This is a genomic window from Mesorhizobium sp. M0968 (genome assembly GCF_040319065.1).
Taxonomy (GTDB): domain Bacteria; phylum Pseudomonadota; class Alphaproteobacteria; order Rhizobiales; family Rhizobiaceae; genus Mesorhizobium.
In genome coordinates, this window is record NZ_JAMYNL010000005.1 from 344,933 (window position 1) to 369,928 (window position 24,996).

A 24,996-nucleotide genomic window follows, 5' to 3' on the forward strand; every position below is an offset into this window, starting at 1 on the left:
AAACGGACTGAAATGCGCCCGGTTCAATCAACTTTCGCGGAGCTTGAAAATATTTCGTTTTGAAGCCGGCAAATTAACGAAAGTAACGCGAAATCAAAAGGATGTGACTATGGCCGAGGAGAGCCTCGAAGACGGTATTCTGCAGGAAAATTCAGGCTTTTTCTACCGGCTCCTTCGACCCGCCAACTTACCCGGTGACTGGCTGTTCCTGTTGCATGGATCGGGTGTCGACGAGACGACCTTGCTGCCGCTTGGTCGGCAAATCGCGCCGCATGCTGTGCTGGTTGCGGTCCGTGGCCGCATTCCTCAGGAGGACGGGTTCCGTTGGTTCACGCGAATCACCCCGACGCGATTCGAGCAGGCAAGCATCCGCGCGGAGGCGGAGGCATTCGCGGGCTTCGTCGCCGGCGTCGCGAAGCGCCACAGCCTCGATCTCCGTCGCGCGACCTTTCTCGGTTATTCGAACGGCGCCAATTTGGTTTCAAGCGTCATGCTGCTGCATCCGGGCCTCATCGAGCGCGCCGCATTGCTGCGTCCGATGCCGGTGCTCGACGAGGTGCCGCCGGCCGACCTGTCGAAGGCGCGGGCGCTGATCATCGCCGGCGCCGCCGACCTGACCTACGTGCCATTCGCGCCGGTGCTGGCCGCTCTACTGAACTCGCATGGCGCCAAGGTCGAGGCCCACACCGTCGCCTCCGGCCATGAAATTGGCGATCCGGACGCCGACATCGTCAGGCAATGGCTGGCGGATCCTGCGGTCGCCGTTGCAGCGTCGGATCGATGAGCCCCGAAGCTACCCTCGCCCCATGCGGTTCCAGGCGTCCAGCCCGGCGATCTTGTAGGCTTCCGCCAGCGTCGGGTAGTTGAAGGTGTTGTTGACGAAGAAGTCGACTGTGCCGCCGAGATTGATGACCGCCTGGCCGATGTGGATGAGTTCGGTCGCGCCCTCGCCGACAATATGGGCGCCGAGCAGACGGCGTGTTTCGATCGAGAACAGAAGCTTCAGGAAACCGGTGTTGACACCCATGATGTGGCCGCGCGATGTCTCGCGGAACCGCGCCACGCCGACCTCGTAGGCGGCACCGCTCTCGCGCACCTGCTCCTCGGATTGCCCGACGGTGGAGATTTCCGGCACGGCGTAGATGCCGTAGGGAAAGGTTTCGGGCGGGGGCGGCAAGGGCACGCCGAAGGCATGGCAGGCGGCCACCCTGCCCTGCTCCATCGAGGTCGATGCCAGGCTCGGAAAGCCGATGACATCGCCGGCGGCATAGATGTTGGGCGCGCTGGTCTGGAAGGTCTGCGGATCGACCTTGATGCGGCCTCGCGAATCAGCCTCGATGCCGACGGCGTCGAGCCCTAAATTGCCGACATTGCCGGTGCGTCCCGCGGCATAAAGCACGATCTCGGAACGTATGGTGCGGCCGTCGGCCAGCGTCACCTCAGCATAGTCGGGTTTCGAGGCGATCTCCTTGACGGCACTGCCCAATCGGATGGTCATGCCGCGGTCGCGCATCTGATGGATGAAGTCGTCGACGATCTCGCGGTCGACGAAATCCAACATCGTGTTGCGCGGCTCGACCAGTGTCACCGGAACGTCGAGTGCCGAAAAGATTGTCGCATATTCGACGCCGATGACGCCGGCGCCGATCACCGTCAGCGTGCGCGGTAGCCGATCGAGCTCCAGCATCTCGTCGCTGTCGAAGATCCGTGTCTTGTCGAACGGCACGTCGCGCGGCCGGTGCGGCCGGGTGCCGACCGCGATCAGCGCATGGGCGAAGCCAACCTCGCTGTAGTCGCCGGTGTCGGTGGTCAGGCTGACCTTGTTGGGGCCCAGGAATTTTACCGCGGCGCGCGCACTCTTGACCGTGTTGCGCATGAACTGGTGCTGCAGCACCTCGACCTCATGGTCGAGCGTCTTGTGCAGGCGCTCGACCAGATCGCCGACCGAAATGTCCTGCTTGACGCGGTAGCCGCGTCCATAAAAGCCGCGCTCGCGCCAGCCGGAGAGGTTGAGCACCGTCTCGCGCAACGTCTTCGACGGTATAGTGCCGGTATGCACCGAAACGCCGCCGAGACGCCGGCCCCTGTCGACCACCAGCACCGACTTGCCGAGCTTGGCCGACTGCACCGCGGCGCGGCGCCCGGATGGGCCGCTGCCGATGACCAGCATGTCGTAGTCCATGTCGCCCCGTCCCCTCGGCTCGGCGCGCTTTGTGCGCCGCAGCAAACTAACGCTATCCGCGCCGTGAATTCAACAAGTCAGGCGGCCCCAGGCGCTCTGTCGCCATCTACACGGCGGCGAAAGGCTCGATCTTGATTCCGCCGCGAACCTTCACCATTTCATCAATACGCGGCCCGTGCATTAACCCGGGTTCGATTACGAGGAAATGACATGAACGCTCGCGTTCTCGACGGCGAAATCATCACCAGCAGGCTCGAAGATGTCCGCTCTTATGAGGGCGTGCGCACGCGGCGCATTCTCGCTTTCGTCATCGACTATTTCATCGTCGCGCTGCTCACCATTCCATTCGCGATCCTGGTGTTCCTGTTCGGGCTGTTGACGCTCGGCCTCGGCTGGATGCTGTTTTCCATTCTCGTGCCGACCGTCGCCATCCTCTACATCTGGAACACGCTCGGCAGTAAAGACCAGGCCACCACCGGCATGAAGATGATGGGCATCCGGCTCGACCGACTCGACGGCAGCCGCATCGACGGGCTGACCGCCGTCGTGCATTCGGTGCTGTTTTGGGCCGGTAATGTCATCCTTTCGCCGCTGGTCCTGCTGGTGAGCCTGTTTTCCGACCGCAAGCGCACGCTGCACGACCTGCTGCTCGGCACCGTTGTCAGCCGCAGTGGCCGCTGAGCAGACTTTTGAAGCGCGGCCGTAGCCTTTGCGCACAAATGTGAAGACGTCCAATCAACCAGGCTTTCACAATCCTGTTGAATTTTTCGGCGTCCGCGCCAAAGGTAGAGCGATTCGCAGGAGTATTTCCAAGGCTCGATGACGCAGCACCCGACCCAGTCGCCGCAGTTCTTTCTGACCGCGCCCTCGCCATGTCCCTATCTCGAGGGCCAGTTCGAGCGCAAGGTGTTCACACACTTGGTCGGCGACAAGGCCCCCGAGATGAACGATCTGTTGACGCAGGGCGGTTTCAGGCGCTCGCAGAACATCGCCTACAGGCCGGCCTGCGAGACCTGCCGCGCCTGTGTGTCCGTGCGCATCCTGGCGCAGGAATTCACCGCCAGCCGCAACATGAAACGGGTCATACAGCATAATTCGGATCTGGTCGGCGCCATGCACGACGCCGAACCCTCCACCGAACAGTATTCGCTGTTCCGCAGCTATCTCGACGTCCGCCACCGCCGTGGCGGCATGTCTGACATGACCGTGCTCGACTACGCCATGATGGTCGAGGATACCCATGTCGACACCAAGGTCATCGAATACCGTCGCCGCGGACCTGACAGCTTCATTACCGGCAAGGGCCAGGGCGAACTGATCGCCGTGGCGCTTACCGACAAGATGGCCGATGGCCTGTCGATGGTCTATTCCTACTTCAACCCGGACTTCGAGGACCGTTCGCTCGGCACCTTCATGATCCTCGATCACATCGCCCGCGCCAGGGCGATGGGCCTGCCCCATGTCTACCTGGGTTACTGGGTCAACGGCTCGCGCAAGATGAATTATAAGATGCGCTTCCAGCCGCAGGAGCATCTCGGCCCGAAAGGCTGGGAACGCTACAATCACGAAGCGGTTTCGCGCTGATCTTCGCTTTCGGTATTCACTCTTAAATTGTTTCGAGGAGGATGCCGCTGGGCTTCCGGCCGATCGGCTGGGAAACCGGGCGGGTCAATTTTGCGCCTCCAAGCCTACGCGAGAATTGCCGCATGTCTTCCCACAACGACCACCAGAGAGGCCTTCTGATCACCGCCATCGGCGGGCTGACGCTGACCGTCGACATTCCGCTGATCCGGCTCGCCGACGGCGAGGCGTGGACGATCCTGCTGTTGCGCACCGGCACGACCTTCGTCGCCACGCTTATCATCTGGGCCGCCTGGCGCTCGCTGAGCGCAAAGGCACCGCAGCTTGTGCCAGGCTGGTCAGGGCTCATCGTTGCCGGCCTCTACGGGCTCGGCTCGATCGCCTTCATCACCGGTGTCTACAATACCTCGACTGCCAACCTCGTTTTCATCCTGGCGTTCACAACCATGTTCGCGGCCCTTTTGTCATGGCTGTTCCTGAAGGAGAGGCCACGGCCCCTGACGCTTGCAGCGCTGGCACTGATGATCGTCGGCGTGACGATCATTGTCGGCGATTCCGTTGGAACCGGACATCTCTTCGGCGACCTGATGGCGCTATGCTCGGCTTTCATGATCGCCGCGGCCATCACCATCTCGCGCGCCAGCGGCAAGGATATGGGTTTCACGGCGCTGATCGGAGTGGTCCTGCCGCTGGCTGTCGCCACCCTGATGGTTTCCAAGGTGGGTTTTCACGTCAACGCGCCATGGTGGATCGTCTTCAACGGTGCCGTCATCATGCCGATCTCGTTCTTCTGCCTCGCCAACGGCCCGAAATACATCTCCGGGCCGGAGGTGGCGATGTTCTACCTGCTTGAAACCGTGCTGGCGCCGGTCTGGGTGTGGATGATCTTCGCCGAAACACCGACGCGCAACAGCCTGATCGGCGGCGCGATCCTCATCATGACCTTGATCGGCCATTCGCTCTGGCAGTTGCACGACGGGCGCAAGCGCCGCGCCACGTTCGCCGTCAGTCACCCGGCCTGATTCTTTTTCGCGGCGGCGCGTTCGGCAACAATTTCAATCTGCGGCGGTGCATCTTCCTGCTCCGCCGGTTCGGCGGCAGCGAGTTCATCGGTCAGTTCCACCTCGCGCAGCCATTCGCGCCAGATTGCGACCAGCAGGGCCATCAGCACCGGGCCGATGAACAGGCCGAGAAAACCCATTGTCTTGACGCCGCCGATCAGGCCGAAAAAGGTTGGCAGGAAGGGCAGCTTTATCGGCCCGCCGACCAGCTTCGGGCGCAATGTCTTGTCGACGATGAAGAGTTCGACCGCGCCCCAGACGAACAGCGCCAGCCCCGCCATCGGCGAGCCGCTGGCGGCGAGATAGATCGAGACCAGCGTGAACGACAGCGGCGCGCCGCCGGGGATAAGCGCCATGATGCCGGTCAGCGCGCCGAGCGTCACCGGCGACGGTACGCCGGCCAACCAGTAAGCGATGCCCAGCACCAGTCCTTCGCCGATGGCGATAACGGTCATACCGGTAACCGTCGACGAGATCGTCGCCGGCACCACGCGTGAGATCCGTCCCCATCGGGCCGGCAGGATGCGTTCGCCGAGGCGATCGACCTGCCCGGCGAAATGCTCGCCGTCGCGATAGGCAAAGAACAATGCGATCATCATGAACAGCAGCGTCAGCAAAAGTCCGAAGGCGCTGCCGCCGGCGGCAAGCGCGCCGCGATAGATGCTGCCGATATTGGCGCCGCTGATCAGCTGGATCAGTTCGCCGATACCGCCTGGATGGCCAACGTTGACCGTCCACTGTTCATTGAGCCATTCGCCTACTACAGGCAGCGTGGCGATCCAGTGCGGCGTCGGCGCGCCGTAGCGGTTGGTCTCGATAGCCCAGCCGACCCATTCGCGCACCTCGTTGATGGCGTAGGTGCCGGCAAGCGCGATCGGCACCACCAGGAAGGTCAGGATGAACAGGATCGCAAGCGTAGCGGCAATCGTGCGGTTGCCGCCGACGCCTGCGAGCAGCCGCCGATAGAGCGGCCAACTGGCGAAAGCGATAACCAGGGCGGCAAGGACCGGGAAAAGGAACCCGTGGAAGAAATAGACGCCAGCGGCGACGATCAGCACCAGGAGCCAGCGCGCTGCCGACAGCGGCGGAATGACAGCGGCCCTGAGCGGCGTCGACAGGCCAAACAGGCGCTGCTGCCGCTCCGGCTTCTGGATCCTGACTTCCTTCAAGCGCCCAATTCTCCCTAGCCCATCGCATCGCTTATGCACTGATATAGTGCAGCAATCGTGACGACATTCCAAATGTTTGGGTGGAGCTGCTAATCTCCCCCCTTGAGGAGGAGATGGCCGGCAGGCCAGAGGGGTCGCCGCGCGTGAGACGCCAGTCTCCTCTGTCTGCGATAAGGGTCGCGTCTGGACGTTCCGACCCCCTCTGTCGCCTTCGGCGACATCTCCCCCTCAAGGGGGGAGATTACCGCTTCACCCGAACTTGCCAGTCCTCGGGAAACCCTTCGGCACTATGCGGCCGGCCGAGGCGCGGGCGCCGATCCATTCGGCAAGCTCGTCACGCGATTTGGTGAAGGTGCGGTCTGCCGAATCCTGCCAGGACAGGCCGCTTGCCAGCGTGAAGGTCTTGAGGTCGAGGACACCGCCATCCTTGTATTTCTGAAGGCGCACGCCCTTGCCGCGTCCCATCTCGGGGATCTCGGCCAGCGGGAACACCAGCATCTTGCGGTTCTCGCCGACAATGGCGAGATGGTCGCCGGCGACGCTCACACAGCGCTGGGCTTCGTCGGGCGCCTTGACGTTCATCACCTGCTTGCCCTTGCGGGTGTTGGCGACGACTTCTTCTTCCGGCACGATGAAACCGTTGCCGTCATGCGACACCAGCAGCAGCTTGCGCTTGGGATCATGGACGAAAGCGGTGACGATATCCTGGTCGTTGTCCATGTCGACGATGATGCGGATCGGCTCGCCGTGGCCACGCCCACCCGGCAGCCGGTCGGCGCCGATCGTGTAGAACTTGCCGCCGGTGGTGAAGACCAGCACCTTGTCGGTCGTCTGGGCGTGGAAGGCGAGCTTGAGGCTGTCGCCTTCCTTGAAGGTCAGGGCCGAATGGTCGGTCAGATGACCTTTCATGGCCCTCAGCCAGCCCTTTTCCGAAACGACCACGGTGACCGGCTCGCGCTCGATCATGGCGTGGGCGATATCGGTCAGGTCATGCTCGGGTGCGTCGGCGAACTCGGTGCGGCGCTTGCCGATCTCGGTGTCGGGCCCGTATTTCTGGCGAACATTGGCGACTTCCCACTTGATCGTCGCCCACTGCTTGGCGTCGGACGCAAGCAGTGCCTCGATCTGCTTCTTCTCGCCGGTCAGGCCATTGAATTCCTCGCGGATTTCGAATTCCTCGAGCTTGCGCAGCGCTCTCAGCCGCATGTTGAGGATGGCTTCGGCCTGGGTGTCGGTCAGCGACCAGCGCACCATCATCACTTGCTTGGGCTCGTCCTCCTCGCGGATGATCCTGATCACCTCGTCGATGTTGAGGTAGGCGATCAAATAGCCGGCGAGGATCTCCAGCCGTCTTTCGATCTCGCCGAGGCGGTGCTTGGAGCGGCGGATCAGGACGTCGCGGCGGTGCTCCAGCCATTCCTTGAGCACACCTTTCAGCGACAGCACGTTCGGCACCTTGCCGCGCGACAACACGTTCATGTTGAGCGGAAAGCGGCTTTCGAGCTCGGTCAGCTTGAACAGTGATTCCATCATGATGCCGGGATCGACCGAGCGGCTCTTCGGCACCAGCACGACGCGGATGTCCTCGGCGCTCTCGTCGCGGATATCCTCGAGCAACGGCAGCTTGCGCGCCATCAAGAGCTCGGCGATCTTTTCGATCAGCCTGGCCTTCTGGACGCCGTAAGGGATTTCGGTGACGACTATGTTCCAGGTGCCCCTGCCCTGGTCCTCCTGGCTCCATTTCGCCCTGACGCGAAAGCCGCCGCGACCCGTTTCGTAGGCTTCGAGGATCGAGGCTCGGCTGTCGACGATGATGCCGCCGGTCGGGAAATCCGGACCTTGCACGAAATCCATCAGCTTGGTGACGGGCGCATCCGGATGATCGATCAGGTGAAGCGCGGCGTCGCAGAGCTCGGCCGCATTGTGCGGCGGGATCGAGGTCGCCATGCCGACGGCGATGCCGGACGAGCCGTTGGCGAGCAGATTCGGGAAGGCGCCGGGCAGCACGGCCGGCTCCTCGTCTTCCTCGTTGTAGGTCGGGCGGAAATCGACCGCGTCCTCGGTGATGCCTTCCAGCAGCAGCGTCGACACTTCGGTCATGCGCGCTTCGGTGTAGCGCATGGCGGCGGCGTTATCGCCGTCGATATTGCCGAAATTGCCCTGCCCGTCGACCAGCGGGTAGCGCATCGAAAAATCCTGCGCCAACCGCACCAACGCGTCGTAGATCGACTGGTCGCCATGCGGATGGAATTTGCCCATCACCTCGCCGACGATGCGGGCGCATTTGGCAAAACCCTGGTCGGGGTTGAGCCGCAACAGGCGCATGGCATGCATGATGCGACGATGCACCGGCTTCAATCCGTCGCGCACGTCCGGCAGCGCCCGGTGCATGATGGTCGACAGCGCGTAGGCGAGATAGCGCTCTTCCAGCGCCTTCTTCAGATCGACCGGCTCAATATTGTCGCCGCCGCCACTCTCGGGCGGCAAAAGCCTTTTTCCCATGGGCTGGCACTAGCCGAGCGGGTGATTCGCGGCAAGAGGCACACCGGTATGCGTGCTCCTAAAGCGCATCGCGTTCGACCGGCCCCATGCGACGCTTTAGGTCCTTGTTTTGATGCATGTCGTTATCGCAAAACCGTTGCACATTTTTGCGCGACACCCATTATGCAACAGGAATTGGAAGCGTCGCGACGCCGGCCAACATCAATCCGTTACATCCTGCTTCTATCGCAAGGCTGATGGATCGGGTTTGCCTTTGGCCGCGATTTTCGACCATTGTGCCGAGGCCCGCCTTTTTCCGGTCCAGTTCGTCACCGAATGGTGACGACGCGACGATTTGAAAAGAATTTCAGGACACTCTCAGGGGAGCTCTCGATGACGATCAGACACTCGACACTTATTAAAAGACACTCGACACTTGTTAAGAGACTGGCTTTTTCGACCTTTTTGCTGACGCTGCCGCTGAATGCGGCATTCGCGCAGGATACCGCGGTCGCCGACCGGCTGAAGGCTGCCCTCGCCGCGCAGGGTGTCGACCTCTCCTGGACCGGAGTAACCGGCGACACCTCCAGCATGATTCTGCAAGGCGTAGCGGTCAAACCGGCGGCCGAAAAGGAGGCGCTCAAGATCGGCGACGTCAAGCTCGAAGGTGTGACCGAAGCCAATGGCGGCTATCAAATCGCGACCGTATCGACGTCGCCGTTCGAACACAGCGAAGATGGCGTCACGCTCAATCTCAGCCCCTTCGTCATCCACGACATGACGGTTCCGGCCGAAGGCGCAACCGGTCCGCTGGGCTCGCTGATGATGTACAAATCGGCCGAGCTCGACAACATGACAGTCAAAGTGGCTGACAAAACTGCTTTCTCGATGGACGGGCTTGCCATCGCAATCACGCCGCCGGCCGACGGCAAGGCCATGGCGTTTTCCGGCACTACGGAAAAATTCGCTGCCGACCTGACCCTGGTCGAAGATCCGAAATCCAAGGAAGTCATCAACGCACTCGGCTACCAGAACATAACAGGCAATCTTGAGATGGAAGGCACCTGGCAGCCTACCGACGGCAGGATGGACTTGTCGAAATACGAAATATCGGTCGACAATGCCGGCACGCTCGGCATGACCTTCGATCTCGGCGGCTACACGCTGGACGTCATCAAATCACTGCAGGAGATGCAGAAGAAGATGGCAGCGCAGCCCGAAGGCGCCGACAATTCGGCGCAAGGCATGGCCATGCTCGGGCTGCTGCAGCAGCTTTCGTTCAACAGCGCCTCGATCCGCTTCGACGACGATTCGCTGACCAAAAAGGTGCTCGATTATGCCGGCAAGCAGCAAGGCATGTCCGGCAAGGACATCGCCAACCAGGCCAAGGCGATCGTGCCCTTCGGCATGGCGCAGCTCAACAATCCGGAACTGACCGCGCAGGTTTCGGCCGCGGTCAACAAGTTCCTCGACGATCCGCAAAGCATCGAGGTCTCGGCCGAGCCGCCGGCAGCGGTGCCGTTCGCGCTGATCATGGCGGGCGCCATGTCCAACCCGCTCGACCTGCCGAAAACGCTCGGCGTGACGGTTACGGCAAACGAAGACTGACCGAGACAGGCTTCAAGCAAAAAGCCCGGCAGCGATGCCGGGCTTTTTTATGAATCAACAGCACCGGTTCGGAGCGTTTTCTAAACCTCTTTCTTCGTCGCCACCACGCGCAGCGACAATTCGCGAAGCTGCTGCGGGCTGGCTTCCGACGGCGCGCTCATCAACAGGTCGTAGGCCTGCTGGTTCATCGGGAACATAGTCACTTCGCGCAGGTTCCTGGCGCCGACCAGAAGCATGACGACGCGGTCGATGCCGGCCGCCATGCCGCCATGCGGCGGCGCGCCATACTGGAAGGCGCGATAAAGGCCGCCGAAGCGCTCTTCGACCGTCGCGCGGTCCAGCCCGACGGTTTCGAACGCCTTGACCATGGTTTCGGGCAGATGGTTGCGGATGCCGCCGGAGGCGATCTCGAAACCGTTACAGACCATGTCGTACTGGAACGCCTTGATGCCGAGCAGATCCTCGCCGTTAAGCGCATCGATGCCGCCTTGTGGCATCGAGAAAGGATTGTGCGCGAAGTCGATCTTCTTCTCCTCCTCGTTCCATTCGAAGAACGGGAAGTCGACGATCCAGCACAATTCGAAGCGGTCGCGGTCGACAAGATTGAGCTCCTCGCCGGCGCGGGTGCGCGCCGCTCCTGCGAAGGAGACGAACTTCTTCGGATCACCGGCGACGAAGAAGGCGGCATCGCCATCGGCGAGGCCGAGTTGTTGTCGGATCGCCTCCGTGCGCTCCTCGCCGATGTTCTTGGCCAGCGGCCCGGCGCCTTCGAGCTTCTCGCCCTCCTTGCGCCAGAAGATGTAGCCGAGGCCGGGCTGACCCTCGCCTTGCGCCCATGAGTTCATGCGGTCGCAGAAGGCGCGAGACCCGCCGGTCTTGGCCGGAATGGCCCAGACCTCGGCCTTCGGATCGTTGGCAAGGATGTTGGCAAATACCTTGAAGCCAGAGTCGCGAAAATGATCCGAGACGGCCTGCATCTCGATCGGGTTGCGCAGGTCCGGCTTGTCGGTGCCGTATTTGCGCATGGCGACATCATAGGCGATGCGCGGAAACTTCTCCGTCACCGGCTTGCCGGCGGCAAAGGTCTCGAACACCCCCCGCATCACCGGCTCCATGGTGGTGAACACATCCTCCTGCTCGACGAAGCTCATCTCAACGTCGAGCTGGTAGAATTCACCCGGCAGACGGTCGGCGCGCGGGTCCTCGTCGCGGAAGCAGGGCGCAATCTGGAAGTAGCGGTCGAAGCCGGACACCATGATCAGCTGCTTATATATCTGCGGTGCCTGCGGCAGCGCATAGAAAGTGCCGGGGTGGATGCGCGACGGCACCAGAAAGTCGCGCGCCCCTTCCGGCGACGAGGCGGTCAGGATCGGCGTCGAGAATTCGGTGAAGCCGACCTCGCCCATCAGCTTGCGCATCTCGGCGATGATTTTGGTGCGCGCGACGATGTTCTTGTGCAGGGTATCGCGGCGCAGGTCGAGGAAGCGGTATTTGAGGCGGATGTCCTCTGGGTAATCCGGCTCGCCGAAGACCGGCAGGGGCAATTCCCTGGCGGCCGACAGTACCTCGATCTCGCGCGCGAAGACTTCGATCTCGCCGGTTGGCAAATTAGGGTTCACGGTGTCGGCGAGGCGCGCCTTGACCTCGCCGTCGACGCGGACGACCCATTCGCCGCGCAGGGTCTCGGCAATCTTGAAGGCGGGCGAATCCGGATCGGCGACGATCTGGGTCAGGCCGTAATGGTCGCGCAAATCGATGAACAGCAGGCCGCCATGGTCGCGCACGCGATGCACCCAGCCCGACAAGCGAACGGTCGAGCCGACGTCGAGCTTCCTCAATTGGGCACAGGTATGGCTGCGGTAACGATGCATTGTCATTCTTAAAGTCCGGATGTTGGGTTGCGGCCAAGGCATGATGGCCCAGCCTGAAAATTTGCGCGAAAAGCACATGAGAGGGTGCATTTGTCAAGGCAAGCGGCAGCCGGGTCGAGTTCGCGTTCTTCCCGCCCCTTTCCCACCGGCATCAATTTATGCTCGAGGCGTCAATCTGAGTTCGCTGCTCTGTGCCCGCAGTTCAACTATGCACTCACCCCTTCACCCCGCCCGCCGTGAGACCGGAAATGATCTTGCGCTGGAAGATGAGAACGAGGACGACGAGCGGCACGGTGACGATCACCGATGCGGCCATGATGTTGCCCCACGGGATCTCGAACTGCGAGCTGCCGGAGAGCAGCGCGATCGCCACCGGCACGGTTCGCTGCTCGTTGCTGGAGGTAAACGTCAGGGCGAACAGGAACTCGTTCCAAGCACCGATGAAGGCGAGAAGCCCGGTGGTCGCCAGCGCCGGCCACATGAGCGGCAGGAAGACGCGGCTGATGATGATCCAGGGCGTGGCGCCATCGAGGATCGCCGCTTCCTCCAGCTCGATCGGCAGGTCGCGAACGAAGGCGGTGAGCACCCAGACGGTGAACGGCAAGGTGAAGATCATGTAGGACAAGATCAGCGCGAACGGCGAATTGTAGAGGCCGAAGATGCGGATCAGCTCGAAAAGCCCGGCAAGCACCGCCAATTGCGGGAACATCGAAACGGACAGGATAGTGAGGAGCAGAGCCGAGCGGCCGCGGAAGCGGATGCGCGCCAGCGCATAGGCGGCGGTGACGCCGAGGAACAGCGAAATGACGACAACGGCGCTCGAGATGAAAAGCGAGTTCACGAGGTTGCGCAGGAAGGTCCCCTCGGTGAACACGGTCCTGTAGTTGCTGAAGGTAATCGTCTTCGGCCAATAGTCGATCTGGAAGAGCGCCGTCCCCGATTTCAGGCTGGTGATGATGGCGTAGTAGAACGGGAACGCCGCGACGACGACGATAACGGCGACGAGGAGGTAGAAAGCCGTGCGCTTGACGATCCACATGGTCAGTAGTCCCCCATGATCAATAGTCCCCCATGGTCAATAGTCCTTGTCCAGTCTTATCCGGCCGAGCCAAAGAACGAGCATGGTCAGCAGAGCGAGGATAAGGAAGAGAAGCGTCGAGGCGGCGGAACCGGAAGCGAACTTGTCGAACTCAAACAGGCTCTCGCGGGCAAACACCGACATCGACTTGGTGTGTATGTTGTTTGGCGTAAGCACGTAGATCAGATCGAAGATGCGCAGGGCATCGAGACCGCGAAAGATCATGGCCACCATCAACGCCGGTCGGATGAGCGGCAAAGTGATCTTCCAGAAAATTCTCCACGCGCCGACGCCGTCGAGCTTGGCGACCTCGTAGATTTCTTGTGGAAGCATCTGGAGGCCGGCGAGAATGAGAAGCGCCATGAAGGGGGTTGCCTTCCAGATGTCGACAACAAGGACGGCGACCATCGCCGTGTCGGCGCTGGCCGTCCAGGCGATCTTGGTGCTGATCAGGCCGAGCTTGAGCAGGACGTCGTTGATGATGCCGAACTGGTCGTTGAGCATCCACTGCCACATTTTCGCCGAGACGATCGTCGGGATCGCCCAAGGGATGAGGATCGCGGCGCGCACGATACCGCGGCCGCGAAACCTGGCGTTGAGCACCAGCGCGACGATCATGCCGAGCACCGTCTCGCAGGTCACCGAAATCACCGCGAAGCGCACCGTGTTCCAGACGGCGCGCCACCAGACCGGATCGGCGAGCAGCCCGTCATAGACGACGCGGCCGCTCGGCATTTGCACGACGGAGAAATAGTTGGCGAAGCCAACCCAGCGGCGGGCTTCGAGGTCGGCGAGCGAGGCGTCGGTGAAGCCGAAATAGATCGTGCGCATCAACGGCCAACCGGCAACGGCGGCGAGCACGATGAGCATCGGGGCAAGCAACAGCCATGCCGAGCGCGTACGTTGACGCGCCAGCAGCGAGCCTGAGCGCGGCGAGGTCACCAGGCGGTGCCCTTGAGCCTGGTCAAGGAGAACTCCAGATCGGCAAGGTTGTCGGCGGCTGTGCCCTCGCCGGAAATGGTGTTGTGGACGGCGGTCCAGAACTCGCTCGATGCCTCATTGTACCGGCTCTTGGCTTGGGCCGAGGGACGCGGCACCGCGTTGAGGACGACTTCCTTCCAGCGCGGAATCACCGGCTGGGCGCTGGCGATGTCGGCATCGTCATAGAGTGCCTGGATGGTCGGCAGATATGCCCCCTTCAAGGCGCGGTACTTCTGCATCTGAGGCGAGGCGATCCATTTGACCAGCTCGATCGCTGCATCCGGGTTCTTCGAATATTTGGAAACCGCGAGATTCCAGCCGCCAAGCGTTGCTGCCGGGTGCGCGCCCTCACCAGACCCCGGCGGCAGCATCGTCACCTCGAACTTGCCTTTGATGGGGGAGCTTTCGCTGTTGCCAAGCGCGTAGGCGTAGGGCCAGTTGCGCATGAAGACGGCGTTGCCGGTCTGCCAGACTCCGCGCGACTCTTCTTCCTGGTAGGCCAGAACGCCGGGCGGTGAGATGGTTCCCACCCAGCTCCTCGCCATTTCCAGCGCCGCAGCTGCTTGCGGATTGTTGATGGAGATGGTGCCGTCCGGCTCGATAATCTGGCCGCCGCCGTTCGACTTCACCCATTCGAGTGCATCGCAGGTCAGCCCCTCATAGGCGTTGCCCTGGAAAACGAAACCCCACATGTCCTTGTTGCCGGCCGCGCGCTCCTTATCCATGACAAGCTTGGCGGTATCGGCAAGTTCAGCCCAGCTGGCCGGGACCCTGGCGCCGTATTTGTCGAGGAGATCCTTGCGGTAGTAGAGCGCCGGAGCGTCGGTGAATATCGGCAAGGCGACGAGCTTGCCGTCCACGGTCTGCGATTTGATGATCGATGGGAAATGGGCGCCAACGACATCCTTGGTCGCTTCGGTCAGGTCGATGAACTGCCTTGCAAGCTGGGGGGCCCAGATGATGTCCGTTTGATAGACGTCGACGTCGCTGCTTCCGGCGGCAAGCCAGAGCCGGTATTGGCCAAACTGGTCCGTCGCCGAGGGGGGCAGCGGAACGACGCTAACCTTGTTGCCGGTCGTCTTCTCGTATTGATCGAGGATCTCGCGAAGGATTCTCTGGCCGTTGCCGGTATCTCCGGACACCATGACGAGGTCGACAGCCCGCGCCGGCCCGGCCGCCAGAACTGCGGCCACGGCAAATGCCGCAAATGCGGAATGAAATTTCATGATGGCGGACCTCCCTTTGGAGCTTCAGGCCGGGCAGCAGAAACGACGTCGATGCCTGACACCATCTCCGCACACCGGCAGCTCACAAGACGCGCATTCGCCCACCAGCACTGAACTACAAAGATACGCCTTGGTTCCCAACACGGAGGGTCCGGCGCCACGCGGTAGCGCAAGTTCCCCCTCGTTAATGCACCTAAAACGTGTCGCGTTCGATCGGCCTCGGCGACGCGCTTTAGGTTCTTGTTTTTATGCATGTCGTTATCGCAAAACCGCTGCACACTTTTGCGCGACATGCGTTAAGGCCCCCGGCTGGCCCCAACGCCACCGGGAATTGCCGCTGGCATTGGCGAAGGCGATGGTTCAAGAAGGATCAACGACAGGCTTTCCTTCATGTCCTCCATCCGCCCGCTGATCCCCCTCCTGATCGCCGCCGGCATCCTGCTCGGCGGCAATGGCCTGCAGAGCACGTTGATTGCGCTGCGTGGTGCGCAGGAAGGTTTTCCCGCTTCCTCGATCGGCCTGATGGGCACGTTCTATTTCGCCGGCTTCCTGCTCGGCTGCCTTGCCGTGACCCGCATCATGAAGTCCGTCGGCCATGTGCGCGCCTTTTCGGCACTCGCGGCGATCGCCTCGGCGGGAACGCTGCTTCTGGTGCTGGTCATCGATCCGGTGATGTGGTGCGCCGTGCGCTTTGCCGGCGGGTTCTGCTTTGCCGGCCTGTTCACCATCATGGAAGCCTGGCTGAATTCCGGCGTCACGAACACCGACCGGGCGCGGGTGCTTGCCATCTACCGGATGGTCGACATCGGCTCGGTGACGGGCGCCCAGTTCCTGATCCCGATCTTCGGCGCCGGCGGCTTTGCCATCTTCGCCATCATGTCGATGATGATCACCGTTTCGCTGGTGCCGGTTTCGCTCGGCGACCGCTCCAATCCGACGCCGCCGGAAGACGTCAAGCTCGATTTGGCGCGCGTCTGGCGGATCTCGCCGCTCGGCTGCTTCGGCTGTATCGCCGTCGGCGTCACAAACAGCGCCTTTCGCACCCTGTCGCCGGTCTATGCCGAGCAGATCGGCATGTCGGTCGCCGACGTCGTCACCTTCGTCAGCGTCGGCATTTTCGGCGGCGCCATCATACAATACCCGCTTGGCTATCTCTCCGACCGCTGGGACCGGCGCTCGGTGCTGCTGATGACGACGTGCTGTGCGATGGTGGCGGCACTGGCGCTGGCATTCGTGGCAGGCGGCAGCCCGTTTCTCAACTTCCTGCTCGTCTTCATCTTCGGCTGCTTCGCCATGCCGCTCTATTCGTTGTCAGCGGCGCATTCCAACGACCGCGCCGACAAGGGCGAGTTCGTGCTGATCAACGCGGCCTTGATGCTGTTTTATTCCTTCGGCGCCATTGGCGGGCCGTTCGTAGCCTCGACGGTGATGCAATTTTTCGGGCCGAGCGCGCTGTTCGTGTTCAGCGCCACCGTCTATGCGATCTTCGTGGCCGTCATCCTTTACCGGATGCAGGCGCGCTCCGCCGTGCCGGCCACCCATCGCAGCCGTTTTACGGCGCTGTTGCGCACTTCGACGGTTTTTGCCCGGCTGGCGAAGCGGAATGCCGATCCCGATGAACCCGCAAAGCCTGGATAGAGGTGCTTGCGCTTGACGAAAGCGCGCGCGGCTGAAATTGAAAGAGACCCTATCCCTTGCCAAAAGCGATTTGATGCACGTCATCACCACCCAGAAAGAACTCGAGACCGCTATTGCCGCTTTCGAAAAGGCGGAATTCGTCACCGTCGATACCGAATTCATTCGCGAAACGACCTTCTGGCCGATCCTGTGCCTGATCCAGATGGCAGCGCCCGGGGTGACCGCGCTGATCGATCCGCTGTCGCCCGACATCGACCTGAAACCGTTCTTCAGGCTGATGTCCAACGAGGCGATCGTCAAAGTCTTCCATGCGGCGCGCCAGGACATCGAAATCATCGTGCATCTCGGCGATCTGGTGCCGCATCCGGTGTTCGACACCCAGGTCGCGGCAATGGTCTGCGGCTTCGGCGACAGCGTCTCCTACGACCAGCTGGTGCAGCGCATCACCGGAGCGCGGCTCGACAAGTCCTCGCGCTTCACCGACTGGCGCCACCGTCCGCTGTCCGAAAAGCAGCTCGACTACGCGCTCGCCGACGTCACCCACCTGATCGAGGTCTACAAGCATCTCAGCGCCGAGCTGGTGCGGGAAAACCGCGCCCACTGGCTGAACGAGGAGATGGACGTGCTGACCTCGCGCGAGACCTACGATCCGCATCCCGAGGATGCCTGGAAGAGGCTCAAGATGCGGCTGCGCAAGCCGCAGGAACTGGCGATCGTGCAGGCGGTGGCCGCCTGGCGCGAACGCGAAGCGCGCGAGCGCGACGTGCCGCGCGGCCGGGTGCTCAAGGACGATGCTATCTACGAAGTGGCGCAGCAGGCGCCGCGCGACGCTGCGGCGCTGAGCAAGCTGCGTACCACGCCGAAGGGCTGGGAGCGCTCGTCGACGGCGACGGCACTGCTTGGCGCGGTAAACGCTGCCCTTGCCCTGCCCAGGGAAGAGATGCCGAAGCTGCCGAAGAGCTTCCAGCCGCCGGAGGGGTCAAGCGCCGCGGCGGAGTTGCTGAAGGTGCTGCTGCGGATCGTTGCCGAAAAGGAGGGCGTCGCATCCAAGGTACTCGCCTCCAGTGACGACATCGACCGCATCGCTGCCGAGGGCGAGGAAGCCGACGTGCCGGCATTGCAAGGCTGGCGGCGCGCCGTCTTCGGCGAGGCCGCGCTCAAGCTTGTGCGCGGTGAACTCGCCATCAGGTTCGACAAGCGCAAGATCGCTGTGTTCGACGTGCAGCCTTGATCTGCTCAGACCAAGCCGAGCAGATGCAGCGCCACCCATATCCAGCCAAGTGCGAGAACCACCGCGCCCAGGTAGAATGCCCTGCTGCGCAGGATTAGCTGATTGCTGGTCAAGTGGACCGATGCGTGAAAATAGCGAGAGACGACAAAGATCCACATCAGTGCCAAGGTCAGGTAATTGACGCCATTGGTCACGTGCAGCGTCAAGCATAAGACGTAGAAAAGCACCGGCAGTTCGAACTGGTTGCTCAGATTGTCGGCGACGGTGACGCTGGAACCAGGCTCCGTCGAGCGCGTCTTGAACTGACCGGTCTTGGCTTCGCCCGATCTGACCGCACCATAGCGGCGCCGGCCCATTACGATATAGACGATATAGACCAGCAGCACCTGCGCCAGCATCGGCCAGAAGATCGCGGTCTGGTTCAAGATGCCCCCTGTCTCTGTCACCCAGCCTTCAAGACCGTTTCTGAGCCATCAGAGTGAAAGCCGCAGTGACGGTCACTGGTATCGCCAGTAGGGCGAATTTGGTGACGATCAGCGCCGAGGCGAAGGATAGCGAATCCGGATTGGCCGACAGAAAATCGGACAAAAGACGAGCCACGGCGATATTCTGGGCATAGTCGGTAAGCAGGTAGGGCAGCACCAGCACAACCGCGAATATCGACTGGGTTTGCGCAGGCAGTGCACGGAAATTCTTCAGCCGCCGGCCCGTGGCCAGGATCAGGCTGACCATCGTCAGCGACAGCAGCGCCGGAAACAGCAGGTCGAAGGTCAGGTAATGCCAGACGAGAATAATTTCGCTGCCGCGCCGGCCGAGGGCTGTTAGCCAGGCCATGCCCTCATCCGGGGTAAAACCGGTATAGCGCATGTCGAGCGACGGCAGACCGCCGCTCAATCGGCGAAAATAGAGGAACTCCATCGCCGTCATGATGATGAAAACCACCACGGTGGCGACACAGAGTGCGGCCGCGTGGCGCGACAGCCGCAGGATCATTGCCGTCAGATTGCGCCAAGACGCATGACGGTCAGGCTCCGCCAGGATAATTCGGGCTTTCGCGGGTAATCGTGACGTCATGGGCGTGGCTTTCACGAAGTCCGGCATTGGATATCCGCACAAAAGTGGCGCGCTCGCGGAAATCGGCAAGGTCGCGGCCACCGACATAACCCATAGCGGCTTTCAGGCCGCCTGCAAGCTGGTGCAGCACGCCAGACACAGGTCCTTTGTACGGCACCTGCCCTTCGATGCCTTCCGGGACCAGTTTCAGCGTGTCGCGTACCTCGGCCTGGAAATAACGATCGGCGGAGCCGCGCGCCATCGCGCCGACCGAGCCCATGCCGCGATAGGCTTTGAACGAGCGGCCCTGGTGCAGATAGACCTCGCCCGGGCTCTCGTCCGTGCCGGCCAGCAGCGAGCCGATCATCGCAGCACTTGCGCCGGCGGCCAGCGCCTTGGCGAGATCGCCCGAATATTTGATGCCGCCATCGGCAATGACCGAAACGCCGGATTTCTGCGCCGTCTCGACCGCCGACATGATCGCCGAGAGCTGCGGCACGCCGACGCCGGCGACGATGCGGGTGGTGCAGATGGAGCCTGGTCCGATGCCGACCTTGACCGCGTCGGCGCCGGCATCGATCAGCGCCAAGGTGCCTTCCGCGGTGGCGACGTTGCCGGCCAGGATGCGAACCGAGTTGGACAGTTTCTTGGCCCGCGTCACCGCATCCAGAACGCGCTGCGAATGACCGTGCGCGGTGTCGATCACGAGAAGGTCGACGCCGGCGTCGATGAGGCGCTCGGCGCGTTCGAAACCGTCATCGCCGACGCTGGTGGCGGCGGCTGCGCGCAAGCGCCCCTGCGCATCCTTGGTGGCGTGCGGGTTGAGCTGCGACTTCTCGATGTCCTTGACCGTGATCAGCCCGACGCAATTGCCGTCCCGATCGACCACAACAAGCTTCTCGATGCGGTGCTGGTGGAGTAGCCGCTTGGCCTCGTCCTGATCGACGTTCTCCTTGACCGTGATCAGGTTCTCGCGGGTCATCAGCTCATAGACCTTTTGCGCCGGATCGGACGCGAAGCGGACGTCGCGGTTGGTCAGGATGCCGACGAGCCGGCCGACCGTGTGGCCGCCGGTGCCGCCGTTCTCGACCACCGGAATGCCCGAAATGCTGTAGGTGCGCATCAGACCCAGCGCATCGGCAAGCGTCGCCTCGGGACCGATGGTGACCGGGTTGACCACCATGCCGGACTCGAATTTCTTCACCTGCCGCACCTGCTCGGCCTGTTCGGCCGGCGAGAAATTGCGGTGGATGACACCGATGCCGCCGGCCTGGGCCATGGCGATGGCGAGCCGCGCCTCGGTAACCGTGTCCATGGCGGCCGACAGGATCGGCACGTTGAGGTCGATGTCGCCGGCGATGCGGGTGCGGATGTCGGTCTCGCCGGGCATGACCTCGGAATGACCCGGCTGCAGCAGCACGTCGTCAAAGGTCAGCGCCAATGCGCCGGTGGACGTCTCGATGATTTTTGCCATGGCCAGCCCTCGGAATGCAGGAAAGGCGCTCGCCCTGGATGGACAGCGCCGACTCGTCTTCTTCCCTTTCAGGATTGGCGCTGGCTCGTAACACGTCCCGTGGCCGTTGAAAAGCCGATGGTTGTGTAGTGGCGAAGCTGCATTTTGCCCCAGGGGCTGCGGGACTTGCGGTCGCACAAACGTGACAGCAAATTAATACGACATCCGGGCCAAACCATGATAACCGCCCTACCTGTCGGTTTGGCCCCCAGGGCCGGCAAGCAATCGCGACGCACATTTCAAGGCCGGATCCATCGTGAACCGCACCATTCCGCTTATCCTGGCGGTCGCTCTATTCATGGAAAACATGGATTCGACCGTCATTGCGACATCGTTGCCGGCGATCGCCATCGACATCCACACCAGCCCGATCGCGCTCAAGCTGGCGCTGACCGCCTATCTGGTATCGCTGGCGATCTTCATTCCGATCAGCGGCTGGATGGCCGACCGCTTCGGCGCCAAGAATGTCTTCCGCGCCGCGATCGCCGTGTTCATCGTCGGTTCGGTCGCGTGCGCCATTTCCAATTCGCTGCCGGCTTTCGTGGTGTCACGTTTCCTGCAAGGTATTGGCGGCGCCATGATGACGCCGGTCGGACGCCTGGTGCTGGTACGCGCGACGCCGAAAAGCGAGCTCGTCGCCGCCATGTCGTGGCTGACTGTCCCGGCTCTGGTCGGCCCCCTGGTCGGCCCGCCGGTCGGCGGCTTCATCACCACCTATTTTTCCTGGCACTGGATTTTTCTGATCAATGTGCCGATCGGGCTGATCGGCATCTGGCTGGCCACGCGTTTCCTGCCGAAGACCGACGCCGCGCAGACGCCGCCGCTCGATCTCATCGGTTTCGTGCTGAGCGGGCTGGCGGCATCGGGCATCGTGTTCGGCCTGTCGGTGGTCAGCCTGCCGGCTCTGCCGCCAGTCGCCGGCTTTATCACCGTTGCCGTCGGGCTGGCATCGGCGGTGCTTTACCTGCTGCACGCGCGCCGCGCCAAGAACCCGCTGCTGGCGCTCGAGCTGTTTCGCAATCGGGTGTTCCGCTCGTCGGTGCTCGGCGGCGGACTGTTCCGCATCGGCATTGGTGCCGTACCTTTCCTGTTGCCGCTGATGTTCCAGATCGGTTTCGGGCTGACGCCGTTCCAGTCCGGCATGATCACCTTCGTCTCGGCAATCGGCGCCATAGGCATGAAATTCGTCACCGCGCTGATCTTCAGGGTCGCCGGCTTCCGCCGGGTGCTGATTTCAGGCTCGCTCATCGCTGCCGCGTCCATCGCCATCAACGGTCTGTTCACACCCGACACGCCCTACGGGCTGATCCTCGCCATGCTGCTCGCCGGGGGCTTTATCCGCTCGATGTTCTTCACCGGCATCAATGCGCTTGCCTACGCCGAGATTTCGGCCGCCGACACCAGCAAGGCGACGCCGATCACCGCGGTGTTCCAGCAGTTGGCGATCGCGCTCGGTGTGGCGCTGGCCGGCGGCATCCTGGAAGTGTCAACCAAGATCCATGGTGGCCCGCTGACGCTGAGCGACTTCCACACCGCCTTCTTCATCGTAGCGGCGGTGTCGGCGGCAGCCTCGCTGTCGTTCATGCGGCTGGCCCCGGACGCCGGCAATGCCGTGTCTGGACATGGCCGGTTGACGCCGCCGAAGACACTGGAGCCGGTGAGCCCGCCGGGGAGTTGAGGACCCCTTCCCTTCTCCCCTTGTGGGAGAAGGTGGATCGGCGCGCAGCGCCGAGACGGTTGAGGGGTGTTGGAAGAAATGAGGCGATGATAACTGCAAGCGTGTTGCCAAGCTGGAACACCCCTCATCCGACCTCGCTTCGCGAGGCCACCTTCTCCCACAAGGGGAGAAGGAAAGGGCGCTACCCCTTAAAATCCTTCGCCAGCAAATAAAGCTCCACCGACTCATCGCGTGAGGCCGGCGGCTTGACGTGATGGACCGAGCGGAAATTCCGCTTGAGTTTCGCCAGCAATTCGTTCTCGGCGCCGCCCTGAAACGTCTTGGCGAGGAAATGTCCGCCTGGCTTCAATACCGACAGCGCGAAATCGGCCGCCACCTCGCACAGATGCATGGTGCGGATGTGGTCGGTCCGTTTGTGGCCGGTGGTCGGTGCGGCCATGTCGGAGAGCACGATGTCGGGCTGGCCGCCCAGCGTCTCGGCCAGCTTTTCGGGTGCCTGCGGATCGAGGAAATCCATCAGCAGCACCGGCGCGCCCGGCACGGCGTCCATCTCGAGGTAATCGATGCCGACGACGTTCGGGTGTTCCGCGGTCGACTTGGTACGCGCGGCGGCGACCTGGCACCAGCCGCCGGGTGCCGCGCCAAGGTCTATCACCTTCATGCCTGGCTTGAGCAGATGGTGCTTGTCGTCGATCTCGATCAGCTTGTAGGCGGCGCGCGAGCGATAGCCGTCGGCCTTCGAGCGCTGGACATAGGGATCGTTGATGTGGCGCTGCAGCCAGCGGCGCGACGATTCCTTCAGGCCGCTTTTCTTCTTGATCTTCGTCTTCAGCACGCGAATGCCGGCGGAGCTCGGTCTTTCCGGTTTCTTGGTCATTGCTTGATTGCTTGTTTGAGCATGATCTTGTCCGAAAACCGGCAGCCACTTTTCGGGATCATGCTCTGCCTCGCCGCCAGACGCCGTCATCGGCCATCAATTCGCTCAATATGCCCTCGCGCAGGCCGCGGTCGGCGACACGCAGCCGCTCCGACGGCCAGACGGCGCGGATCGCCTCCAATATGGCGCAGCCGGCCAGAACCAGGTCGGCGCGGTCGGCGCCGATGCAAGGGTTGGCGACGCGTTGCTGGAAATCCCAGCCGACCAGTTTTTCGACCATGCGGTCGACGCTGTCGCGATCCATCCACAGCCCGTCGACGCGGCGGCGGTCATAGCGTTCGAGATCGAGATGGACGCCGGCCAGCGTCGTCACAGTGCCCGATGTGCCGAGCAAATGGAATTTCGGGCTGGCCAGGAGGTGGCTCAGCCGATCACGCCCGTCGAAGGCGCGCAGCCGCATTGCGACATCCTCGACCATGGCGCCAAAGATCTCGCGTGTCACCGTGCGGCCGCCAAAACGCTCGGCCAGCGAGACGACGCCGACCGGCAGCGACGTCCACGAGACGATATGGTTGGCAAGCCTTGGCGAGCGCTGACCGGTGAGGTCGATCAGCGCGATTTCGGACGAGCCGCCGCCGATGTCGAACAGCACGACGCCTTGCGTGTCGCGCTCGACCAGCGAACCGCAGCCCGACACCGCCAGCCGCGCCTCGGTCTGGCGGTCGATGATCTCGAGCTTCAGGCCGGCCTCGCGCTCGACGCGCTCGAGGAACTCGACGCCATTGGCGGCGGTTCGGCAGGCCTCGGTGGCGATCAGCCTGGCTTTCCTGACCTTGCGGTTGCGCAATTTGTCACCGCAGATCTTCAGCGCCTCGACCGCGCGGTCCATTGCGGCGTCGCCGAGCCGGCCATTGGCGGTAAGGCCCTCGCCCAGCCTGACGATGCGCGAGAAGGCATCGATGACGCGGAACTGGCCATGGCGCGTCGGCACCGCGACCAGCAGCCGGCAATTGTTGGTGCCGAGATCGAGCGCGGCAAACACCGGCAATTCCTGCAGCGGCGGCGGTGTGCGGGCACCTTGCCCCGGCCTTGGCGGAGCTGAGGGCGGAGGCGCGTAAGCCGCTGGCTGGGGCGGGCGCGCGGCCGGGGCCTCGTTGGCGGCGGGCACCGAAGCGCCGGCCGCCAGCGGACGAGTCTCGTCGCGTGCGAAAACCTTGCGCCCGCGCCGGCGCTTGCGCCGTTTCTTGGGTTTGCCGTTCTGATGCGGGCCGTTCTGACCCTTGTGATCGTGGGACGTGTCGCCAGCCTGTCCATTGCCGGACCAGGGTTGCACCTGACGGCCGTAGCGTCCGGTGGATGGGCTTGCCTGGCCGGACGGCGTCGGCGAACCCCTGGACACGCCCACTTCCGGCGCGCCAGCGCCGGCGTCGTGGTCTTCCACTGTCGTTCCTTCCGGCACCGCGCGAACCGGAGACCGGACGCAGCAGGCGCTTTTACATGTTCAAGTTGCCGCCAGACTATCAGCGCACGGCCGGATCACCAAGAGCGCTCGCGGCGAATTTTGCCGGCGGCGTGAAGGCGGCGACGTCGGTGAGCCCTTGTCCCCTTGGGAGAAGGGAAGGCGCGAGCGCCACAACGCGCCTTCCCGGTTGAATAGCCGGCTTCAATGAGGCATTTCTGAAATGGAGGGTAAATCATTCGGCAACGCGGGCGGTTTGCCTGCTGCGAACCGGAAAACGGTACGGGCTGCAACGCATGATCGTCATGC

Annotated in this window: 20 protein-coding genes; 8 read left to right on the forward strand and 12 right to left on the reverse strand. The window is 62.7% G+C overall.

The genetic code is table 11. The features are described from left to right. Positions 1 to 109: 109 nt before the first annotated feature. Positions 110 to 784: an alpha/beta hydrolase gene (locus tag NKH67_RS12165; RefSeq protein ID WP_352501500.1), complete on the forward strand. Its 675-nt coding sequence runs from the start codon at positions 110 to 112 to the stop codon at positions 782 to 784. Positions 785 to 793: 9 nt separating this feature from the next. Here NKH67_RS12165 and sthA read toward each other — a convergent pair whose 3' ends face one another. After that, a complete protein-coding gene (gene sthA, locus NKH67_RS12170; RefSeq protein ID WP_352472033.1) occupies positions 794 to 2,182 on the reverse strand; it encodes a Si-specific NAD(P)(+) transhydrogenase in 1,389 nt (462 codons plus the stop codon). Positions 2,183 to 2,392: 210 nt separating this feature from the next. Here sthA and NKH67_RS12175 point away from each other — a divergent pair, with 210 nt between their 5' ends. The 3 genes from NKH67_RS12175 (at position 2,393) to NKH67_RS12185 (ending at position 4,785) form a co-directional block, all read left to right on the forward strand. After that, a complete protein-coding gene (locus NKH67_RS12175; protein WP_352472034.1) occupies positions 2,393 to 2,863 on the forward strand; it encodes an RDD family protein in 471 nt (156 codons plus the stop codon). A gap of 138 nt (positions 2,864 to 3,001) precedes the next feature. After that, positions 3,002 to 3,766 (forward strand): arginyltransferase, encoded by a 765-nt coding sequence (locus NKH67_RS12180; RefSeq protein WP_352472035.1) that lies wholly within the window; start codon positions 3,002 to 3,004, stop codon positions 3,764 to 3,766. Between the two features lie 122 nt (positions 3,767 to 3,888). Further along, positions 3,889 to 4,785 carry a DMT family transporter gene (locus tag NKH67_RS12185; protein WP_352472036.1) on the forward strand — a complete coding sequence of 299 codons (897 nt, stop codon included), beginning with the start codon at positions 3,889 to 3,891 and terminating at the stop codon, positions 4,783 to 4,785. Here the strand turns inward: NKH67_RS12185 and NKH67_RS12190 are convergent. Both NKH67_RS12190 and parC read right to left on the reverse strand, forming a co-directional pair. Further along, entirely contained in the window at positions 4,773 to 5,993 is a 1,221-nt protein-coding gene (locus tag NKH67_RS12190; RefSeq protein WP_352501499.1) for an AI-2E family transporter, read from the reverse strand. The genes NKH67_RS12185 and NKH67_RS12190 overlap by 13 nt on opposite strands. A gap of 249 nt (positions 5,994 to 6,242) precedes the next feature. Next, a complete protein-coding gene (gene parC, locus NKH67_RS12195) occupies positions 6,243 to 8,495 on the reverse strand; it encodes a DNA topoisomerase IV subunit A (RefSeq protein WP_352501498.1) in 2,253 nt (750 codons plus the stop codon). 372 nt (positions 8,496 to 8,867) lie between these two features. Here parC and NKH67_RS12200 point away from each other — a divergent pair, with 372 nt between their 5' ends. Further along, the gene (locus NKH67_RS12200) at positions 8,868 to 10,082 is read left to right on the forward strand and encodes an aq_1923 C-terminal domain (RefSeq protein WP_352501497.1); all 1,215 of its coding nucleotides are present in this window, start codon (positions 8,868 to 8,870) and stop codon (positions 10,080 to 10,082) included. Positions 10,083 to 10,162: 80 nt separating this feature from the next. On the opposite strand, the gene aspS is transcribed toward NKH67_RS12200, so the two are convergent. From aspS to NKH67_RS12220, 4 genes are all read right to left on the reverse strand, one after another. After that, positions 10,163 to 11,953: an aspartate--tRNA ligase gene (gene aspS, locus NKH67_RS12205; RefSeq protein WP_352501677.1), complete on the reverse strand. Its 1,791-nt coding sequence runs from the start codon at positions 11,951 to 11,953 to the stop codon at positions 10,163 to 10,165. Positions 11,954 to 12,167: 214 nt separating this feature from the next. Continuing rightward, positions 12,168 to 12,992, reverse strand: a complete 825-nt coding sequence (locus NKH67_RS12210) for a carbohydrate ABC transporter permease (protein ID WP_352501496.1) — start codon at positions 12,990 to 12,992, stop codon at positions 12,168 to 12,170. A gap of 36 nt (positions 12,993 to 13,028) precedes the next feature. After that, positions 13,029 to 13,901 (reverse strand): carbohydrate ABC transporter permease, encoded by an 873-nt coding sequence (locus NKH67_RS12215; protein WP_352472057.1) that lies wholly within the window; start codon positions 13,899 to 13,901, stop codon positions 13,029 to 13,031. A 68-nt stretch (positions 13,902 to 13,969) separates the two neighbouring features. Further along, on the reverse strand, positions 13,970 to 15,238 hold the full coding sequence (locus NKH67_RS12220; protein ID WP_352501495.1) for an ABC transporter substrate-binding protein: 1,269 nt from the start codon (positions 15,236 to 15,238) through the stop codon (positions 13,970 to 13,972). A 390-nt stretch (positions 15,239 to 15,628) separates the two neighbouring features. On the opposite strand from NKH67_RS12220, the gene NKH67_RS12225 reads away from it, so the two are divergent. Continuing rightward, complete coding sequence (locus NKH67_RS12225; protein ID WP_352501494.1) at positions 15,629 to 16,876, forward strand: MFS transporter; 1,248 nt, start codon at positions 15,629 to 15,631, stop codon at positions 16,874 to 16,876. Between the two features lie 73 nt (positions 16,877 to 16,949). Beyond that, on the forward strand, positions 16,950 to 18,107 hold the full coding sequence (rnd, locus tag NKH67_RS12230) for a ribonuclease D (protein WP_352501493.1): 1,158 nt from the start codon (positions 16,950 to 16,952) through the stop codon (positions 18,105 to 18,107). A 5-nt stretch (positions 18,108 to 18,112) separates the two neighbouring features. Here rnd and NKH67_RS12235 read toward each other — a convergent pair whose 3' ends face one another. Genes NKH67_RS12235 through guaB form a run of 3 tightly spaced genes read right to left on the reverse strand, consistent with a single transcriptional unit; the run spans position 18,113 to position 20,634 of the window. Beyond that, a complete protein-coding gene (locus tag NKH67_RS12235) occupies positions 18,113 to 18,532 on the reverse strand; it encodes an MAPEG family protein (RefSeq protein ID WP_352501492.1) in 420 nt (139 codons plus the stop codon). Positions 18,533 to 18,560: 28 nt separating this feature from the next. Beyond that, complete coding sequence (locus NKH67_RS12240) at positions 18,561 to 19,100, reverse strand: hypothetical protein (RefSeq protein WP_352472058.1); 540 nt, start codon at positions 19,098 to 19,100, stop codon at positions 18,561 to 18,563. 31 nt (positions 19,101 to 19,131) lie between these two features. Beyond that, entirely contained in the window at positions 19,132 to 20,634 is a 1,503-nt protein-coding gene (guaB, locus tag NKH67_RS12245; protein ID WP_352458563.1) for an IMP dehydrogenase, read from the reverse strand. 295 nt (positions 20,635 to 20,929) lie between these two features. Here guaB and NKH67_RS12250 point away from each other — a divergent pair, with 295 nt between their 5' ends. Further along, entirely contained in the window at positions 20,930 to 22,351 is a 1,422-nt protein-coding gene (locus NKH67_RS12250) for an MFS transporter (RefSeq protein WP_352501491.1), read from the forward strand. Positions 22,352 to 22,532: 181 nt separating this feature from the next. Here NKH67_RS12250 and NKH67_RS12255 read toward each other — a convergent pair whose 3' ends face one another. Beyond that, complete coding sequence (locus tag NKH67_RS12255; protein ID WP_352501490.1) at positions 22,533 to 23,228, reverse strand: RlmE family RNA methyltransferase; 696 nt, start codon at positions 23,226 to 23,228, stop codon at positions 22,533 to 22,535. A 58-nt stretch (positions 23,229 to 23,286) separates the two neighbouring features. Next, entirely contained in the window at positions 23,287 to 24,669 is a 1,383-nt protein-coding gene (locus NKH67_RS12260) for a Ppx/GppA phosphatase family protein (RefSeq protein WP_352501489.1), read from the reverse strand. Between the last annotated feature and the right edge of the window lie 327 nt (positions 24,670 to 24,996).

Bases quoted from the DNA above. Each gene is read 5' to 3' on its own strand.
- NKH67_RS12165 (WP_352501500.1), top strand. From the start codon at position 110: ATGGCCGAGGAGAGCCTCGAAGACGGTATTCTGCAGGAAAATTCAGGC.
- sthA (WP_352472033.1), bottom strand. From the start codon at position 2,182: ATGGACTACGACATGCTGGTCATCGGCAGCGGCCCATCCGGGCGCCGC.
- NKH67_RS12175 (WP_352472034.1), top strand. From the start codon at position 2,393: ATGAACGCTCGCGTTCTCGACGGCGAAATCATCACCAGCAGGCTCGAA.
- NKH67_RS12180 (WP_352472035.1), top strand. From the start codon at position 3,002: ATGACGCAGCACCCGACCCAGTCGCCGCAGTTCTTTCTGACCGCGCCC.
- NKH67_RS12185 (WP_352472036.1), top strand. From the start codon at position 3,889: ATGTCTTCCCACAACGACCACCAGAGAGGCCTTCTGATCACCGCCATC.
- parC (WP_352501498.1), bottom strand. From the start codon at position 8,495: ATGGGAAAAAGGCTTTTGCCGCCCGAGAGTGGCGGCGGCGACAATATT.
- NKH67_RS12200 (WP_352501497.1), top strand. From the start codon at position 8,868: ATGACGATCAGACACTCGACACTTATTAAAAGACACTCGACACTTGTT.
- aspS (WP_352501677.1), bottom strand. From the start codon at position 11,953: ATGCATCGTTACCGCAGCCATACCTGTGCCCAATTGAGGAAGCTCGAC.
- NKH67_RS12210 (WP_352501496.1), bottom strand. From the start codon at position 12,992: ATGTGGATCGTCAAGCGCACGGCTTTCTACCTCCTCGTCGCCGTTATC.
- NKH67_RS12215 (WP_352472057.1), bottom strand. From the start codon at position 13,901: ATGCTCATCGTGCTCGCCGCCGTTGCCGGTTGGCCGTTGATGCGCACG.
- NKH67_RS12220 (WP_352501495.1), bottom strand. From the start codon at position 15,238: ATGAAATTTCATTCCGCATTTGCGGCATTTGCCGTGGCCGCAGTTCTG.
- NKH67_RS12225 (WP_352501494.1), top strand. From the start codon at position 15,629: ATGTCCTCCATCCGCCCGCTGATCCCCCTCCTGATCGCCGCCGGCATC.
- rnd (WP_352501493.1), top strand. From the start codon at position 16,950: ATGCACGTCATCACCACCCAGAAAGAACTCGAGACCGCTATTGCCGCT.
- NKH67_RS12240 (WP_352472058.1), bottom strand. From the start codon at position 19,100: ATGATCCTGCGGCTGTCGCGCCACGCGGCCGCACTCTGTGTCGCCACC.
- guaB (WP_352458563.1), bottom strand. From the start codon at position 20,634: ATGGCAAAAATCATCGAGACGTCCACCGGCGCATTGGCGCTGACCTTT.
- NKH67_RS12255 (WP_352501490.1), bottom strand. From the start codon at position 23,228: ATGACCAAGAAACCGGAAAGACCGAGCTCCGCCGGCATTCGCGTGCTG.